Origin of the sequence: Nocardia sp. BMG51109 (genome assembly GCF_000526215.1) — a bacterium.
Classification (GTDB): Bacteria; Actinomycetota; Actinomycetes; order Mycobacteriales; family Mycobacteriaceae; genus Nocardia.
Genome location: NZ_JAFQ01000004.1, coordinates 7,064,628 through 7,081,533, shown reverse-complemented (window position 1 = coordinate 7,081,533; position 16,906 = coordinate 7,064,628). Strand labels below are relative to the sequence as shown.

Sequence of the window (16,906 nt, the reverse complement as noted above, 5' to 3'; positions counted from 1 at the left end):
GCGGACGCTTCCCTGCGGTGCTACCTTCGGCAGATGTCGTCGAATCGTCTGCGACGCAGTCGAATTGTCCGGAGCGGTGCGCTGGTGGCGGTTACGGTTCTGGTCGCGGTGGCCTGCGGGGGATCCGAGCCGGGGCCGAGCGCGGTGCACGAGGCCGGCCCGTGGCCGCCCGCCGAGGGGCGCGGCGACTGTGCCGTCAGCAAGCAGGAGAACGTTCCCGCCACGATGCGCGACGGCGTCGTATTGCAGGCCGACGTGTACCGGCCGCGGACCGCCGACCCGGTGCCGGTGATCCTGATGCGGACCCAGTACGGCAAGGGCTCGCCGCAGGTCCAGCCGTACCGGTACCAGACGCCGGAGTGGTTTGCCTCGCACTGCTATCTCGTTGTCGTACAGGACATTCGCGGTCAGGGCGCCTCGGGCGGCACGTTCACCGAATTCGGCAGCGACATGGACGACGGCTACGACTCGGTGGAATGGGCCGCGGCGCTGCCGGGGTCGAACGGCAAGGTCGGCATGTACGGCTCCTCCTACGTCGGGGCCACCCAATGGCTGGCCGCCGTGCGCACGCCGCCGCATCTGGCCACCATCGTGCCCGCCAACACGTCCTCGGACTACTACGACGGCTGGACCTACGACGGCGGCGCCTTCCGGCTGGGATTCGTCGAGCCATGGGCGATGGGGACCATCGGCCGGTCCGCGGCCGAGAACCGCGGCGACACCGCGACCGCGAAGCAGTTGCTGGCCGACAGCGGCGACTACACCCGGTGGCAGGCATTTCGCCCGTACCGGCAATTCCCGCCGCTGCACCCCGGCGATCCGGTGGTCGCGCCGTGGTTCTACGACTGGATCCGCCACTCCACCCGCGACGACTACTGGAAGCAGTGGAGTATCCGGGACCGCTACGAGAATGTGCGCGTGCCGGTGCTCGACGTCGAAGGCTGGTACGACGCGTTTCTCACCGGCGGCATCGAGAACTTCACCGGCATGGTCGGCCGCGGCGGCTCCGAGGAGGCCCGGCGCAATCAGCGTCTGGTGATCGGTCCCTGGGACCACGTCGGCTGGGGCCGGCCGGGCAGCGGTATCGCGGCGCCCAAGCTCGCCGCGGCGGGCCCGGCCGGCGACAGCCCGATCAACGAGCTGATGCTCACCTGGTTCGACCGATTCCTGAAGGGCGCCGACAACACGGTGTCCGGACAGCCCGCCGTCGACTACTACCTGATGGGTGCCGACAAGTGGAAGACGGCTCCGGCGTGGCCGCTGCCGAACACCCGGTGGACCACCTATTACCTGTCCGGTCCCGGCGGTGTCGGGATGGGTGTCCGCAAGGGCGCCCTGGTCCCGGAGCCGCCGAAACAGCCGCAGCAGCCGGACCGGTACTATTACGACCCGCTGAATCCCGTCCCCAGCGCGGGCGGGCACTCGTGCTGTGGGGCGTCGTCGGGACCCCAGGGTCCCTACGATCAGGGTGCGGTGGAACAACGCTCCGACGTGCTGACCTACACCACCGAGCCGATGCCGTCCGACACCGAGATCACCGGGCCGACGACGGTGCGGCTGTGGGCCACCTCGACGGCCCCGGACACCGACTTCACCGCGAAGCTGGTGGCCGTCGCGCCGGACGGTTCGACGGTGAACCTCAACAACGGCATCCTGCGCACGTCGTTGCGCGACTCGCTGGAACATCCGGTGCCGGCCGTGCCCGGGCAGCCGTACCGGTACACGATCGAGGTATGGCCGACCAGCTACCTGGTGCCCGCCGGTTCCCGTGTGCGCGTGGAGATTTCGAGCAGCGACTATCCGCAGTACGCGCCGAATCCGAATACGGGGGAGCCGTTCGGGAGCAGCGCCGCCGTGCAGGGCGCCACCCAGACGATCCTGCACGACGCCGAACACCCGTCGTCGGTGGTGCTGCCGATCATCCCCGCCGGCGACGAGGGCAGCGCGACCTTTCCGATGACCCACTAGGCCACCGCGTCGGTGACGCGCTGGGGTACCGCGTCGGTGACGCGCTGGGTTACCGGGTACCGCTTGCCGACCGACCGAACCCCGCCTAGCGTGGCCTCATGTCGCGCATCGAGATGGAGGATCTCCCCGCCGAAACGGCCGAGGTGCTGCGGCGCCGCGCCCGCTACGCCGAGATGCCGGTGGTGGATTACGTGCGTCGCGAGCTGACGGGGCTGGCCGCGCGCCGCGCGCCGATAGATTCGGTCGTGGAGTTCCTGGACGCGGAGCGGCCGGAGCATCCCGCGCCCGCGCTCGACGAGGGCGCGATGGCCCTGATCCACACCTACGACGTGCCTGCGGATGCGTGGAGCGTGCTCGGCCGCCGCGCCGCCGCGGCCGGATCGCCGCTGGGCGACTACGTGCGCCAGGAGCTGATCAAGCTGGCCCGCCGGAGCACGCTCGACCAGTCGATGCAGGAACTCCGCGAGGCGATCGACCGCGACCCGAACCTCGACATCGACCTGGCCGCCGTCGAGGACACGCTCCGGTACGTGCGCGGTCTGTAACGGGGGGTCGGCCCGCGGTCTATGGCCCTCGGCCTGCGGTCTGTGACCGGGCTCAGCAATAACGGACCTGTCATCATCACCCCGAGGCGCACCCGCGGGCTCAGCCCGGCGCGCCCGCCGGAACCGGTTGCGCCGCCGCGGAATCGGCCGCCCGCCCCCAGCGGCCGGCCAGCGCCGCGCAGGTGAACAGCTGGATCTGGTGAAAGATCATGAGCGGCAGCACGATCAGGCCCACCGGATGCCCGGCGAACAGCACCGTCGCCATCGGCAGCCCGGTGGCCAGGCTCTTCTTCGATCCGCAGAAGATCAGCACGATGCGGTCGGCGCGGTCGAAACCGAGGAGCCGGCCACCGATCGAGGTCACGCCGAGCAGGACGGCCAGCAGTGCGGCGCAGACACCGACCACGCCGGCCAGGGCCATGAGCGACAGGCCGCTCCAGATGTGTTCCACCATGCCGGCCCCGAAGGCCGCGTACACCACCAGATACACCGAGCCTCGGTCCACGACCTTGGTCACCGCGGTGTGCCGCAGCAACCCGGTCAGCCACCGGCGCAGCAGCTGACCGGCGAGGAACGGCAGCAGCAGCTGGACCACGATCAGCCCGATCGAGCCCGGCGAGACCGAGGCGCCCCCGGCGGCGTCCATCAGCAGCATCACCAGCAGGGGCGTGGCGAACACTCCGATCAGATTCGACAGCGACGCGCTCACCACCGCCCCCGCGACATTGCCGCGGGCGATCGAGGTGAACGCGATCGACGACTGCACGGTCGACGGCAGCAGGCACAGATACAGCACGCCGGTGTACAGCTCGGTGGTGAGCACCGACGGCACCAGTAGCCGCAGCGCCGGCCCGAGCAGCGGGAACACCACGTACGTCACGGTCAGCACGCTCGCGTGCAGGCGCCAGTGCCGCAGGCCGGCCAGCGCCTCGCGCGGTTCCAGCCGGGCGCCGTAGAGCAGGAACAACACCGCGATGGCGATCTTGGTGGCCCAGTCCAGGACGTCGGCGGCGCCGCCGCGCGCCGGGAGCACGATGCCCACCAGCACGCTGGCGAGCAAGCCGAGCATGAAGGCATCGATGCGCAGCTTGGCGAGGAACTTCACCCAGGTACCGTACGACCCGGCAAACTGATCGCGAAAGGCGTTGGGAGTGATAATTCCGAACGCGTACCGTGATAAGTGTGTTCGATCCCGACCTGTTGCGCACCTTTCTCGCCGTCGAGCGCGCCGGCGGCTTCACCGCGGCGGGCCGCCTGCTCGGGTTGCGGCAGTCCACCGTCAGCGGGCACGTCGCCCGTCTCGAACAGGCGACCGGGCGGGAGCTGTTCCGCCGCGACACCCGCAATCTGGCCCTGACCGCCGACGGCGCCGCGATGGTCGGCTTCGCCCGCGCCATCCTCGACGCGCAGGCCCAGGCCGAGCGCTATTTCTCCGATTCGCGGCTGACCGGCCTGATCCGGTTCGGCGCCTCCGACGACGTGATGGCCCGCGAACTACCCGATGTGCTGCTGGAGTTCCAGCGCACGCACCCGGGCGTCGACCTGGAGCTGACCGTCGGGCTCAGCGAGAACCTCAAGACCCGGATGGCGGCCGGCGAGCTGGATCTGGTCGTCGGCAAGCGGCTGCCCGGGGAGCGGCACGGCGAGCTGCTGTGGCGCGACCGGCTGGTGTGGGCGGGCCGTTCGGGCGCAACGGGTTTCGACGATCCGGTCCCGCTGGTCACCTATCCGCCGCCGAGCCTGACCCGCCACATCGCCCTGCGATCGCTGGAGCGCGAGGGCCGCACCTGCCGCATCGCCTGCACCAGCGACAGCCAGCTGGGCCTGCGCGCGGCGGTGCTGGCCGGGCTGGGCGTGATCGTCCATGCCGAAAGCCTGCTGCCCGCCGGGCTTTTCACCGTCGAGGACGCCCGCCTCCCGGACCTCGGCGACCTCGAGTTCGTCCTGCTGCGCCGCCGCAGCCGCCTGTCCGAACCGGAGCGGGCCCTGTGCGCCGCGATCAAGACCAACGCCCGCCGGCTACAGCGGACGTGATCGGCGGATCGCCGTCGAGCGGCGAGCGGACCGTCGTGCCGGGTAGCGGATTCCGCGCCGGGGCTGAGCCTGCCGCAGCAGGTTGCCGATGCGCGGGCACCGGGAACGGCGGCCCGGTTACGCGAGTACCGCCGTGCGGCAGGGCGGTCCGGCCGCAGTGACGATTCCGGTGCGGCTCGGACGGATCCCGCCCGGGCGCGGGTTCGATCGGCAAGACGCTCGGGAACCCGGGCACCTGTCCCGGCGGGCTGTCTCCAGCGCGCGGGACTCGTATCCGAGGTTCCCTCGGTCCCGCGTGACAGGGGCCGGGCGTCGAATCGGCCGGCCGGCCCGGCCTGTGGCATCGCCGGTGGTGTCGGGGGCTGTCGATAGGCTTTAGGGCGTGGCAGATCCAGCGACGTACCGGCCGGCGCCGGGGACCGTTCCCGTCGAGCCCGGCGTCTACAAATTCCGGGATGCGTATGGGCGGGTCATCTACGTCGGCAAGGCGAAGAGCCTGCGTAACCGGCTGAACTCCTACTTCGCCGATATCGCCGTGCTGCATCCGCGGACGCGCCAGATGGTCACCACCGCCGCGAGCGTCGAGTGGACGGTGGTCACCACCGAGGTGGAAGCCCTTCAGCTGGAATACAACTGGATCAAGGAGTTCGATCCGCGCTTCAACGTCCGCTACCGCGACGACAAGACCTATCCGATGCTCGCGGTGAGCATGAACGAGGACTACCCGCGGGTGTTCGTGTACCGGGGCGCGCGGAAGAAGGGCGTGCGCTATTTCGGCCCGTACGCGCACGCCTGGGCCATCCGCGAGACGGTCGACCTGCTGCTGCGCGTGTTCCCGGTGCGCACCTGCTCGGCGGGAGTCTTCAAGCGGCACGGTCAGATCGGCCGCCCCTGCCTGCTCGGATACATCGACAAGTGCTCGGCGCCGTGTATAGGCCGGGTGAGCGCCGAGGAGCACCGCCGGATCGCGGAGGACTTCTGCGACTTCCTGTCCGGCCGCACCGACCGCATGGTGCGCGAGCTGCGGCGCGAGATGCAGACGGCGGCAGCGGAACTGGATTTCGAGACGGCCGCCCGCCGCCGCGACGACGTGCAGGCGCTCGAGCGCGCCCTGGAGAAACAGGCGGTCGTGCTGGGCACCGGCACGGATGCCGACGTGATCGCGTTCGCCACCGACGAGCTGGAGGCGGCGGTCCAGATCTTCCACGTGCGCGACGGCCGGGTGCGCGGCCAGCGCGGCTGGGTGGTGGACAAGTCCGGTGACGCGGCCGACCTGGGCTGGTCGGGCTCGGAGGCGGGTGTCGGCGGCCGGGGCGGCGCCGCGGCGGGCGGTGAGCTGCCGGCCCTGGTCGAGCAGTTCCTCACCCAGTTCTACGGGGAGCAGGCGGCCTTCGCCGAGCACACCGACACCGAGACGCCCGCGACGGTGGTGCCGCGGGAGGTACTGGTGCCGGTGCTGCCGGGGGAGCCGGAGCAGGTGCAGAACTGGCTGTCCGAGCTGCGCGGCTCCGCGGTGCAGCTGCGGGTGCCTCAGCGCGGCGACAAGAAGGCGCTGATCGAGACCGTGCAGCGCAACGCAACCGAGTCGCTGGCCCAGCACAAACTGAAGCGGGCGGGCGACCTGACCGCGAGATCCGCCGCGCTGCAAGGCATTCAGGACGCGCTGGATCTCGACAGCGCCCCGCTCCGGATCGAATGCGTCGACATCAGCCACGTGCAGGGCACCGATGTGGTGGCCTCGCTGGTGGTGTTCGAGGACGGCCTGGCGCGCAAGTCCGAGTATCGGCACTACACGATCAAGCAGGCCGCCGGGGAGGGCCGCTCCGACGATGTGGGCAGCATCGCCGAGGTGACGCGGCGCCGGTTCCAGCGGCTGCGCCGCGACCTCGACGAGACGGAAGCCGCGGAGCTGCGGTCCGGTCCGGCGGAGGACGGGGGAGCCGAACCGGGTCCGGCCGGTGCGGCACTGCCGGTCCCGGGGAGCCCCGGCGGCGAGGAGAGCGACGGGGACGCCGAACCGCACATTCCGCCCGGCATCGACCCGAAGACCGGCCGGCCGCGCCGGTTCTCCTATCCGCCGAACCTGTACGTCGTCGACGGCGGCGCGCCCCAGGTGAACGCCGCCGCCGAGGTGCTCGACGAACTGGGCATCACCGACGTCGCCGTGATCGGCCTGGCCAAGCGCCTGGAGGAGGTGTGGGTGCCCGGCGAATCCGATCCGGTGATCATGCCGCGCAATTCCGAATCGCTGTATCTGCTGCAGCGGGTCCGCGACGAGGCGCACCGCTTCGCGATCACCTTCCATCGCAGCAAGCGCTCGCGCCGGATGACGGCCTCGGCGCTGGACTCGGTGCGGGGCCTCGGCGAGTCCCGGCGCACCGCGCTGGTCACGCACTTCGGGTCGGTCGCCCGGTTGCGTACCGCTACGGTGGAGGAGATCACGGAGGTCCCGGGTATCGGGGTGGCGACGGCCAAGGCCGTGCTGGCAGCCCTGAACGCGGGCGAGGCGAACGGCGGATGACGGCGCCCGGCGGTGGTTGCGGATGACGGAAACGGTCACGTCTCGGTTTCCTGCCGCGTGTCGGACGACGCGCCCGGTCGCAGGACAGCATGATCGAAGGACACGCAGACACGGATCCGGTAGGACATGACCAGCGTCGAATCGAACAGCAGCCCGGCGACCCCGTCGCCGGGGCCCGCGCGTCCGCAGTCCGGCAGCGAGGCGGCCGGCCCCGCCCCCGCCGCAGGCCACGGTGAGCATGTCGAGGTGGTGATCGTCACCGGCCTGTCCGGCGCCGGCCGCGGCACCGCGGCCCGGGTGCTCGAGGACCTCGGCTGGTACGTCGCCGACAATCTCCCGCCGGAGCTGATCGGGCGGATGGTCGAGCTGGGCGGCTCGGCCGATCCGCCGATCCGCAAGCTCGCCCTGGTGATGGACGTGCGCAGCCGGTTCTTCACCGGCGATCTGTCCGCGGTCACCGAACAGTTGCGCGGCGCCGGCGTGCGCACCCGGGTACTGTTCCTGGAGGCGTCCGACGACGTGCTGATCCGCCGGTTCGGCTTCGCCCGTCGCCGGCATCCGCTGCAGAGCGAGAGCGCCGACGGCACCCTGACGGCGGGTATCGCGGCCGAACGCGCCCGGCTGTCGCGGGTGAAGACGGCCGCCGACCTGGTCATCGACACCACGGCGCTGTCGGTGCACCAGCTGCACCGGCGGCTGGAGGAGGCCTACGGCGGCGGTGTGCCGGCGGCCCTGCAGATCACAATCCAATCGTTCGGTTTCAAGTACGGAGTTCCGCTGGACGCCGACATGGTGTTTGATGTGCGTTTCCTACCCAATCCGCATTGGGTACCGGAACTACGCGAACACACTGGACAGGACGCGGTGGTCAGCGAGTACGTGTTGTCCCGCCCGGGCGCCGAGGACTACCTGCGGACCTGTTCGCACCTGATCGATCTGACGACCAACGGGTACCGCCAAGAGGGGAAGCGATACATGACCGTGGCAGTGGGCTGCACCGGCGGCAAGCACCGGAGCGTCGCGATAGCCGAGGCGCTGGGCGAACTGCTCCGCGACAGAGACCCCGATCCCAGCGATGTCGTGCGGGTGGTGCACCGGGATCTGGGGCGCGAATGAGTGACGGAGAAACCGAGACCCCGGCGGACCACGAATCCAGTAGCGCGGCGGGCCGCGAATCGAGCACCGCGGCGAACGGTGAACTGAGCACCGCGGCGAACGGTGAACTGAGCACCGCGGCGAACGGTGAACTGAGCACCGCGGCGAACGGCGAATCCGGTTCGGCGGCGGGCCGCGAACCGAAAACCGCGGCACCGGACGGCGAATCCGAGCCGGCGATCGCGGCCCTGGGCGGCGGCCACGGGCTGTATGCGACCCTGTCGGCGGCGCGGCGGCTGACCCGCACCATCACCGCGGTGGTGACCGTCGCCGACGACGGCGGTTCCTCGGGGCGGCTGCGGGCCGAGCTGGGCATGCTGCCGCCGGGCGATCTGCGCATGGCGCTGGCCGCGCTGGCCGAGGACACCGAGGGGGTCTGGGCTCGTGCGGTGCAGCACCGCTTCGGTGGTACCGGTGCCCTGGCCGGGCATTCGGTCGGCAATCTGATCGTGGCGGGGCTGACCGAGGTGCTGGGCGATCCGGTCGCGGCGCTGGACGAGGTGGGCCGGATACTGCGCACCAGTGGCCGGGTACTGCCGATGTCGCCGATCGCGCTGACCATCGAGGCAGACGTGTCGGGGCTGGAGGCCGATCCGCGGGTGAGTCGCTGCATCCGGGGCCAGGTCGCGGTGGCGACCACGCCGGGCAAGGTGCGCCGGGTGCGCCTGATCCCGTCCGATCCGCCGGCCAGCCCGGAGGCCACCTCGGCGATCGAGCACGCCGACGTGGTCGTCCTGGGGCCGGGATCGTGGTTCACCAGCGTCATTCCGCATGTGCTGGTGCCCGGCCTGCGCGAGGCGCTGGTCCATACCAGGGCCCGAAAAGTGCTGGTGCTCAACCTCGCTGCCGAGCCCGGCGAGACGGCCGGATTCTCCGCCGAGCGGCACCTGCATGTATTGTCCCAGCACGCACCGGATTTCGCGGTCGACCACGTGGTGGTGGATTCCGGGTCCGTACCGGAGGGTAGGGAACGCGAACATGTGGCAAGAGCTGCCGAACAGCTGCGTGCGCGAGTAACCTTCGCTGATGTCGCCGAGGCGGGTACGGACCGGCACCACCCTGGAAAGCTTGCCGCCGCACTGGATCAGGTGATTCGGCAACCTCGGCCGGAATCAGCAAGGCTTCGAGTCGAAGGACGGCACATGGGCCAGCAGGTGCGGTCCGCGTTGGGTGGAAAGGAGCGGGTCTCGTGGCGATGACAGCCGAGGTCAAGGACGAGCTTAGCCGTCTGTCGGTCTCGCAGGTGAGTTCACGCAAGGCGGAACTGTCGGCGCTATTGCGGTTCGCCGGCGGCCTGCACATCGTCGGCGGCAGAGTGATCGTCGAGGCCGAGGTGGACATGGGTTCCATCGCACGCCGGCTACGCCGTGAGATCTTCGAGCTGTACGGCTACGGCTCCGATGTGCACGTGCTGGGTGCCGGCGGTCTGCGCAAGACCTCCCGGTATGTGGTGCGGGTGTCGAAGGAGGGCGAGGCGCTCGCCCGGCAGACCGGGCTGCTGGACGTCCGCGGGCGGCCGGTCCGCGGGTTGCCCGCGCAGGTGGTCGGCGGCAGTCTCGGCGATGCCGAAGCCGCTTGGCGCGGAGCGTTTCTCGCGCACGGCTCGCTGACCGAGCCCGGGCGGTCCTCGGCGCTCGAGGTGAGCTGCCCGGGGCCGGAGGCGGCGCTGGCGCTGGTGGGCGCGGCGCGCCGGATGGGCATCTCGGCGAAGGCCCGCGAGGTGCGCGGCACGGACCGGGTGGTGGTGCGCGACGGTGAGGCGATCGGCGCGCTGCTGACCCGGATGGGCGCCCAGGACACCCGGCTGACCTGGGAGGAGCGCCGGATGCGCCGGGAGGTCCGGGCGACCGCCAACCGGCTGGCCAACTTCGACGACGCCAACCTGCGCCGGTCGGCGCGCGCGGCGGTGGCGGCGGCCGCACGGGTGGAGCGCGCCCTGGAGATCCTCAGCGAGGACGTGCCCGACCATCTGGCGGCAGCCGGTCGACTGCGTGTGCAGCACCGTCAGGCGTCGTTGGAGGAGCTGGGCCAGCTCGCCGATCCGCCGATGACGAAGGATGCGGTGGCGGGCCGGATAAGGCGTCTGTTGTCGATGGCCGACCGCCGCGCCAAGGAACTGGGCATCCCCGACACCGAGTCGGCCGTGACGGCCGAACTGCTCGAAGACGCGTAGCCGAGGCGGGCCGGTCGACCACGACCGGCCCGTCCCACGCACGCGAGTCGTGCTTCACGGGGGTGGTAATGGTTTTGGGGGCCAACTGCTTTCGGCCCGCGCGCCGAGGATGCGAAGCGGGCGTTGTCCACATCTTCGCAGCGCTCCACAGATATTCGCGGGTACTGCTCGAAGCCGTCCTCGATGTCGGTCCGGTGCGGTAGCTTCATCGCACCGCATCGGAGGGATGCCGAATTCGCGAAGGGGGATCGGGAATGACGACAGTGGCTCGACTGGAGACGAGGGTGGCCGCGTTGGAAGCCGGGCGGGCCGAGGATCGAGAGGAGCGAGCGGCGACGATTGCGGCCGTGCGCGAACTCGGCGAGACGATGAACGCCCACCACGAGGAGAACTCGCAGCGTTTCGGGGCGTTGGAGGCAGGGCAGGTGTCCTTGTCCGAGGGACAGGCGTCCTTGGTCGACGGGCAGGCGTCGTTGGAGGCGGGGCAAGCGTCGTTGGTGGAGAGACAGGCTTGCTTGGAGGCGGGGCAGGCGTCGTTGGTGGAGAGACAGGCTTGCTTGGAGGCGGGGCAAGCGTCGTTGGTGGAGAGACAGGCTTCCTTGGAGGCGGGGCAGGCGTCGCTGATGGAGGGGCAGGCGTTGTTGGTGGAGCGGCAGGTGTCGTTGGAGGCGGGACAGGCGTTGTTGGTGGGGCGGCAGGCGTCGCTGGAGGGGCGGCAGGTGTCGTTGGAGGCGGGGCAGGGGGCGATGGTCGAACGGCAGGTCGCGCTGGAAGGGCGGCAGTCTTCGCTGGAGACGAAGGCGGATGTGCAGCGGGAGATGACCAATGCGCTCGGGCTGCAGTTGGCGGAGCTTCGGCGGGAATGCGACGTGAAGTTCGATCGGCTGGATCACCGGCTGACAACCGGCCTGGACTCGCTGCGCGGGGAGTTGCGGGGTTATCAGCGCGCCACGGAGGAGGGGATGGCCGAGTTGAAGGTTCTCGTGTTGAGGGCACTCGACCGCGACCGGTGACGGGACCGTCCCGCACAATGGGGCATCCGACCGGCGTGCGTACGCGCGCGACGCGTCGGATCGTCCTGTGCCGCCTCCGGTTCACGGTGGGCAGGGGTATCGCGTCGAGGTAATGCGCGGGCATTAGGGTGGACCTGCAACGGAACGAATCCGCTTGAAAACTGAGGAGCGATAACGTGACTGTCCGGGTAGGCATCAACGGCTTCGGCCGCATCGGTCGGAACTTCTTCAGGGCGGTCGAAGCGCAGAAGGCGCTCGGCACCACGGATATCGAGATCGTCGCGGTCAACGACCTCACCGACAACGCCACGCTGGCGACCCTGCTCAAGTACGACTCCATCCTGGGCCGCCTGCCGAAGGACGTCTCGCTCGACGGTGACGACACCATCGTGGTCGGCGACCAGCGGATCAAGGCACTGGCCATCAAGGAGGGCCCGTCCGCGCTGCCGTGGGGCGACCTGGGCGTCGACGTGGTCGTCGAGTCGACCGGTATCTTCACCGATTCCACGAAGGCGAAGGGGCACCTGGCCGCCGGCGCCAAGAAGGTGATCATCTCCGCGCCCGCCAAGGGCGAGGACCTGACCGTCGTCATGGGCGTCAACGACGACAAGTACGACGGCAGCCAGAACATCATCTCGAACGCGTCCTGCACGACGAACTGCCTGGGCCCGCTCGCCAAGGTGCTGAACGACTCGTTCGGCATCGAGCGCGGCCTGATGACCACGATCCACGCCTACACCGCGGATCAGAACCTGCAGGACGGCCCGCACAAGGACCCGCGCCGCGCCCGCGCCGCCGCACTGAACATCGTGCCCACCGGCACCGGCGCCGCCAAGGCCATCGGCCTGGTGCTGCCCGAGCTGAACGGCAAGCTGGACGGCTACGCGCTGCGCGTGCCGGTCCCGACCGGCTCGATCACCGACCTGACCGCCGACCTGCGCAAGCCGGCCTCGGTCGACGAGATCGACGCCGCGTTCAAGGCGGCCGCGGAGGGCCCGCTGAAGGGCATCCTGAAGTACAGCACCGACCCGATCGTCTCCAGCGACATCGTGACCGACCCGCACTCGTCGATCTACGACGCGCCGCTGACCAAGGTGATCGACGGCCAGGTGAAGGTCAGCTCGTGGTACGACAACGAGTGGGGCTACTCCAACCGCCTGGCCGACCTGATCGGCCTCGTCGGCAAGTCGCTGTAAACCTATGGCAGTCAAGACACTTCAGGACCTGCTGGACGAGGGCGTCGAGGGCAGGGGCGTGCTGGTGCGCTCCGACCTCAACGTTCCCCTCGACGACGGCGCGATCACCGACCCGGGCCGGATCGTCGCCTCCGCGCCCACGATCAGGGCGCTGGCCGAGGCCGGTGCCAAGGTCGTCGTGACCGCGCACCTCGGCCGCCCGAAGGGCGCACCCGATCCGGCGCTGTCGCTGGCCCCGGTGGCGACCAGGCTGGCCGAGGAACTGGGCCGCAACGTGCAGCTCGCCGGTGACGTGGTAGGCCAGGACGCGCTGGCGCGGTCGGAGGGCCTGACCGACGGCGACGTGCTGCTGCTGGAGAACATCCGCTTCGATCCGCGCGAGACCAGCAAGGACGACGCCGAGCGCGGCAAGCTGGCGCTGGCGCTGGTCGAGCTGGTCGGTGACGACGGCGCGTTCGTCTCCGACGGATTCGGCGTGGTGCACCGCAAGCAGGCCTCGGTCTACGACGTGGCGAAGCTGCTGCCGCACTACGCGGGCACGCTGGTCGCCGCCGAGGTCGACGTGTTGCGGACGCTGACGGCCGACCCGCGGCGCCCGTACGCCGTGGTGCTGGGCGGATCCAAGGTCTCCGACAAGCTGGCCGTCATCGAGGCGCTGGCGCCGAAGGTCGACACCCTGGTGATCGGCGGCGGCATGTGCTTCACCTTCCTTGCGGCACAGGGTCTTCCGGTCGGTTCGTCGCTGCTGCAGGAGGAGATGATCGCCACCTGCCGCGATCTGCTGGACCGCTACGCCGACGTCATCCACCTGCCCGTCGACATCGTGGTGGGTGAGCGGTTCGCGGCCGACGCCGAGTCGAAGACCGTGGCCGCCAACGAGATTCCCGACGGCTGGATGGGTCTGGACGTGGGCCCGGAATCGGCGAAGCGGTTCGCGGCACTGCTGACGGAGGCACAGACGATCTTCTGGAACGGCCCGATGGGCGTGTTCGAGTTCGAGAAGTTCGCCGCGGGCACCCGCGGAGTCGCCGAGGCGATCGTGACGGCGACCGGCAAGGGTGCCTTCTCGGTGGTCGGCGGCGGCGATTCGGCCGCGGCCGTGCGCGCGCTCGGCCTGCCGGACGACGGGTTCTCGCACATTTCGACCGGCGGCGGCGCGTCGCTGGAATACCTGGAGGGCAAGGAACTTCCGGGTATCAGCGTTCTGGAACAGGAGGCCGAGTGATGGCTCGTAAGCCGCTGATCGCCGGCAACTGGAAGATGAACCTCAACCATCTCGAGGCCATCGCGCTGGTGCAGAAGATCGCCTTCGCCCTGCCGGGCAAGTACTTCGCGAAGGTCGACGTCGCGGTCATCCCGCCGTTCACCGATATCCGCAGCGTGCAGACGCTGGTCGAGGCCGACCGGCTGCTGCTCACCTACGGCGCCCAGGACGTGTCGACGCACGCCTCCGGTGCCTACACCGGTGAGGTCAGCGCGCCCATGCTGGCGAAGCTGGGCTGCAGCTTCGTGGTGGTCGGCCATTCGGAGCGGCGGCAGTACCACAACGAGGACGACGCCACCGTGGCGGCGAAGGCCAAGAAGGTGCTCGACAACGGGATGACCCCGATCGTGTGCATCGGCGAGGGCCTCGGTGTCCGCGAGGCGCAGACGCACGTCCGGTACAACCTGGAGCAGCTGCGCGGTTCGCTCAAGGGTATGTCGGCGGAGGAGATCTCGAAGGTTGTCGTCGCCTACGAGCCGGTATGGGCGATCGGCACCGGTCAGGTCGCCACCCCCGCCGACGCGCAGGAGGTGTGCGGCGCGATCCGGGCCGAGCTGGCGGAGCTGGCGGACGCGGAGATCGCGGCGACGGTGCGGGTGCTGTACGGCGGCTCGGTGAATGCCAAGAACGTCGGCGAGCTGATCGGTCAGACCGATATCGACGGCGCACTGGTCGGCGGCGCATCGCTGAAGGGCGACGAGTTCGCCACCCTCTCGGCCATCGCGGCCGGTGGCCCGCTTCCGTGACCCGGCGCGGTACGGTCCCCCTGTGACCCGCTGCGGCACGGTCGCTCTGTGACCCGGCGCGGCACAGTCGCCCCGTAACTCGTTGCGGTACAACCGGATACAGCGTCCCGGCGTGACTCCCGGACGGTTCACCAGAGGTGGCCGGTTTCGGAAGGCACGCCGGGACGCTGTCGTGTCATCCGATCCGGGCCACCGCACCCAGCATGGACACGGCCTCGGGCCTGGGGTGGGCCCGCCAGCTCTCCGGCCGCCACGCCGTGATCGAGCCGATCCCCGGCGGCGCCACCTGCATTCCGGTGAAGAAGCGGCTGAACTCGGCGGTGGAGCGTAATCGGAACGGAATTCCGCTGCGCCGGTTGGCCTCCTCGCTCTCGGCGAGATCCTCGGCGGTGAGGTGGTCGCTCGTCGCGTGGCTCATCACCAGGTAGCTGCCCGGCGGCAGCGCGTCGCACAGCCGCCGGACCACCTCGCGGGGCCGGTCCTCGTCGGTGAGGAAGTGCACGACGGCGAGCAGCATCAGCGCCACCGGGCGGGTCGGGTCCAGGGTGGCGCGCAGGTCGGGGTGGGTGAGGATGCGCTCGGTGTCGCGGATGTCGGCCTCGATATAGGCGGTGCGGCCCTCGTCGCTGCCGTGCAGCAGCGTGCGGGCGTGGGTCGCCACGATCGGATCGTTGTCGACGTAGACGATCCGTGAATCGGGCGCGATCTCCTGGGCGATCTCGTGCACGTTGCCGGCGGTCGGCAGCCCGGTGCCGAGGTCCAGGAACTGCCGGATCCCTACCTCGTCGGCCAGGTAGGTCACGGCGCGCCGGAGGAACGCGCGGTTCTCGAGGGCGGAGAACTGGACGCTGGGGAAGGCCTCGGCCACCATCTCCGCCGACTCCCGGTCGGCTTCGAAGTTGTCCTTGCCGCCGAGCCAGTAGTCGTACCGGCGCGCCGGGTGCGGCTTGCTGGCATCGATCCCGGGAGGGGCCTGTTCGGAGTCCACGCCCGCTCTCCTTCCTCTCGACTACTGTGATGATGTCAGCCCAGGGTGGGAGAACCGGTAGCGCCCCCGTCGCACCGTCCGGAAGGCTTGCGATGCATCTGCAGTACAGCCCCTACGACTACAGCCCTTACGACTACAGCCCTTACGACTTCGATGTCCACGCCGACCCGTACCCGTACTACGCCCGGCTGCGCGAGCACGCACCGGTGTTCCGGAACGAGACCGACGACTTCTGGGCGCTGTCGCGGCATGCCGATGTGGCGGCGGCGCAGCGTGATTCGGCGCTGTTCTCCAGCGTGAACGGGCTGCGCATGGAGCCGGCGTTCTGGGGCCCGCAGGCCGGCCGGTTCTTCTCGTTCGTCGCCATGGATCCCCCCGAGCACACCCGCATGCGCGGGCTGGTGGCGCGGGCGTTCACCCAGCACCGGGTGCAGTCGCTGGAACCGAGGCTGCGCGAGCTGGTCCGCGGCCTGCTGGAACCGCTGCTGGACCGGGGCGGCTTCGACCTGATGACCGAGTTCGCGAGCATCTTTCCGACCGACGTGATCTCGGAACTGGTCGGTGTGCCGGAGAGCGACCGGGAGCTGGTGCGCGACCTCGGCATGGAGATCATGTACACCGACGAGGAGTCGACCGACCTGCGGCCGGAGGCGATGCGGGCGATCGGCGAGCTGGTCGGCTACTACACCGAGCTGACCGCCGAGCGGAACAGGCACCGCCGCGACGACCTGCTGTCGGGCCTGCTCGACGCCGCCGACGGCGACGACCGGCTGACGCCGGAGGAGATCGTCGGCGTGCTGATCCTGCTGGTCGGTGCCGGCAGCGAGACCGTCATGCTCACCCTCGGCAACCTCTGGCATGCGGCCTGGCAGCATCCGGAGCAGCGGCGGCGGGCGCTCGGCGGCCGCATCGACGACTGGATCTCGGAGGGCATGCGCTACGACCCGGCGACCCAGTCGAACCTGCGCACCACCACCGCGCCGGTCGAACTGCACGGGGTGGCGATCCCCGCCGGTGCGCGCATGCTCCTGCTCAGCGGCTCGGCGAACCGGGACCCGGAGGTCTTCGCGGATCCGGACACCTTCGACCTGGACCGCGACACCGGGCCGGCGCTGGTGTTCGGCGGCGGCCGGCACCACTGCCTGGGCGCGAACCTCGGCCTGCTGGAGCTGCGGGTGGCACTGGGTGAGATCGTGGCGCGGGTGGCCGATTTCGATATCGATCCCGGCGGCCTGCGGCGGATCCATTCCTCCAACAACCGCGGCTTCGCGGCGATGCCGACCACCGTCACCCTGCGCTGACG

General features: G+C 70.2%; 14 protein-coding genes. 12 read left to right on the top strand and 2 right to left on the bottom strand.

What is annotated here, in order from left to right:
- Positions 1 to 33 precede the first annotated feature (33 nt).
- Both D892_RS0133325 and D892_RS0133320 read left to right on the top strand, forming a co-directional pair.
- Positions 34 to 1,968 carry a CocE/NonD family hydrolase gene (locus tag D892_RS0133325; RefSeq protein ID WP_084161869.1) on the top strand — a complete coding sequence of 645 codons (1,935 nt, stop codon included), beginning with the start codon at positions 34 to 36 and terminating at the stop codon, positions 1,966 to 1,968.
- A gap of 98 nt (positions 1,969 to 2,066) precedes the next feature.
- Positions 2,067 to 2,513: a hypothetical protein gene (locus tag D892_RS0133320; protein ID WP_024805402.1), complete on the top strand. Its 447-nt coding sequence runs from the start codon at positions 2,067 to 2,069 to the stop codon at positions 2,511 to 2,513.
- A 100-nt stretch (positions 2,514 to 2,613) separates the two neighbouring features.
- Here D892_RS0133320 and D892_RS0133315 read toward each other — a convergent pair whose 3' ends face one another.
- Positions 2,614 to 3,618 carry a bile acid:sodium symporter family protein gene (locus tag D892_RS0133315; RefSeq protein WP_024805401.1) on the bottom strand — a complete coding sequence of 335 codons (1,005 nt, stop codon included), beginning with the start codon at positions 3,616 to 3,618 and terminating at the stop codon, positions 2,614 to 2,616.
- A gap of 71 nt (positions 3,619 to 3,689) precedes the next feature.
- Here D892_RS0133315 and D892_RS0133310 point away from each other — a divergent pair, with 71 nt between their 5' ends.
- The 9 genes from D892_RS0133310 (at position 3,690) to tpiA (ending at position 14,615) form a co-directional block, all read left to right on the top strand.
- Complete coding sequence (locus D892_RS0133310; RefSeq protein WP_024805400.1) at positions 3,690 to 4,547, top strand: LysR family transcriptional regulator; 858 nt, start codon at positions 3,690 to 3,692, stop codon at positions 4,545 to 4,547.
- A gap of 382 nt (positions 4,548 to 4,929) precedes the next feature.
- The gene (gene uvrC / locus D892_RS0133305) at positions 4,930 to 7,068 is read left to right on the top strand and encodes an excinuclease ABC subunit UvrC (RefSeq protein WP_024805399.1); all 2,139 of its coding nucleotides are present in this window, start codon (positions 4,930 to 4,932) and stop codon (positions 7,066 to 7,068) included.
- A gap of 126 nt (positions 7,069 to 7,194) precedes the next feature.
- A complete protein-coding gene (gene rapZ, locus D892_RS0133295) occupies positions 7,195 to 8,184 on the top strand; it encodes an RNase adapter RapZ (RefSeq protein ID WP_024805398.1) in 990 nt (329 codons plus the stop codon).
- Positions 8,181 to 9,422: a uridine diphosphate-N-acetylglucosamine-binding protein YvcK gene (gene yvcK / locus D892_RS0133290; RefSeq protein WP_024805397.1), complete on the top strand. Its 1,242-nt coding sequence runs from the start codon at positions 8,181 to 8,183 to the stop codon at positions 9,420 to 9,422. Before rapZ ends, yvcK begins: the two co-directional genes overlap by 4 nt.
- A complete protein-coding gene (gene whiA / locus D892_RS0133285; RefSeq protein WP_024805396.1) occupies positions 9,413 to 10,396 on the top strand; it encodes a DNA-binding protein WhiA in 984 nt (327 codons plus the stop codon). The genes yvcK and whiA overlap by 10 nt, the downstream gene beginning before the upstream one ends.
- A gap of 254 nt (positions 10,397 to 10,650) precedes the next feature.
- Positions 10,651 to 11,409 (top strand): hypothetical protein, encoded by a 759-nt coding sequence (locus D892_RS49410; RefSeq protein ID WP_024805395.1) that lies wholly within the window; start codon positions 10,651 to 10,653, stop codon positions 11,407 to 11,409.
- Between the two features lie 176 nt (positions 11,410 to 11,585).
- Positions 11,586 to 12,605 carry a type I glyceraldehyde-3-phosphate dehydrogenase gene (gene gap / locus D892_RS0133275; RefSeq protein ID WP_024805394.1) on the top strand — a complete coding sequence of 340 codons (1,020 nt, stop codon included), beginning with the start codon at positions 11,586 to 11,588 and terminating at the stop codon, positions 12,603 to 12,605.
- Between the two features lie 4 nt (positions 12,606 to 12,609).
- Complete coding sequence (gene pgk, locus D892_RS0133270) at positions 12,610 to 13,830, top strand: phosphoglycerate kinase (RefSeq protein ID WP_024805393.1); 1,221 nt, start codon at positions 12,610 to 12,612, stop codon at positions 13,828 to 13,830.
- Entirely contained in the window at positions 13,830 to 14,615 is a 786-nt protein-coding gene (gene tpiA / locus D892_RS0133265) for a triose-phosphate isomerase (RefSeq protein WP_024805392.1), read from the top strand. Before pgk ends, tpiA begins: the two co-directional genes overlap by 1 nt.
- 175 nt (positions 14,616 to 14,790) lie before the next feature.
- Here tpiA and D892_RS0133260 read toward each other — a convergent pair whose 3' ends face one another.
- A complete protein-coding gene (locus D892_RS0133260) occupies positions 14,791 to 15,603 on the bottom strand; it encodes an SAM-dependent methyltransferase (RefSeq protein WP_024805391.1) in 813 nt (270 codons plus the stop codon).
- A 92-nt stretch (positions 15,604 to 15,695) separates the two neighbouring features.
- Here D892_RS0133260 and D892_RS0133255 point away from each other — a divergent pair, with 92 nt between their 5' ends.
- Positions 15,696 to 16,904, top strand: a complete 1,209-nt coding sequence (locus D892_RS0133255) for a cytochrome P450 (protein WP_024805390.1) — start codon at positions 15,696 to 15,698, stop codon at positions 16,902 to 16,904.
- Positions 16,905 to 16,906 lie beyond the last annotated feature (2 nt).

Excerpts from the sequence above, each read along its gene's own strand:
- D892_RS49410 (WP_024805395.1), top strand. The coding sequence starts at position 10,651 with ATGACGACAGTGGCTCGACTGGAGACGAGGGTGGCCGCGTTGGAAGCC.
- D892_RS0133255 (WP_024805390.1), top strand. The coding sequence starts at position 15,696 with ATGCATCTGCAGTACAGCCCCTACGACTACAGCCCTTACGACTACAGC.
- yvcK (WP_024805397.1), top strand. The coding sequence starts at position 8,181 with ATGAGTGACGGAGAAACCGAGACCCCGGCGGACCACGAATCCAGTAGC.
- rapZ (WP_024805398.1), top strand. The coding sequence starts at position 7,195 with ATGACCAGCGTCGAATCGAACAGCAGCCCGGCGACCCCGTCGCCGGGG.
- D892_RS0133325 (WP_084161869.1), top strand. The coding sequence starts at position 34 with ATGTCGTCGAATCGTCTGCGACGCAGTCGAATTGTCCGGAGCGGTGCG.
- tpiA (WP_024805392.1), top strand. The coding sequence starts at position 13,830 with ATGGCTCGTAAGCCGCTGATCGCCGGCAACTGGAAGATGAACCTCAAC.
- D892_RS0133320 (WP_024805402.1), top strand. The coding sequence starts at position 2,067 with ATGTCGCGCATCGAGATGGAGGATCTCCCCGCCGAAACGGCCGAGGTG.
- pgk (WP_024805393.1), top strand. The coding sequence starts at position 12,610 with ATGGCAGTCAAGACACTTCAGGACCTGCTGGACGAGGGCGTCGAGGGC.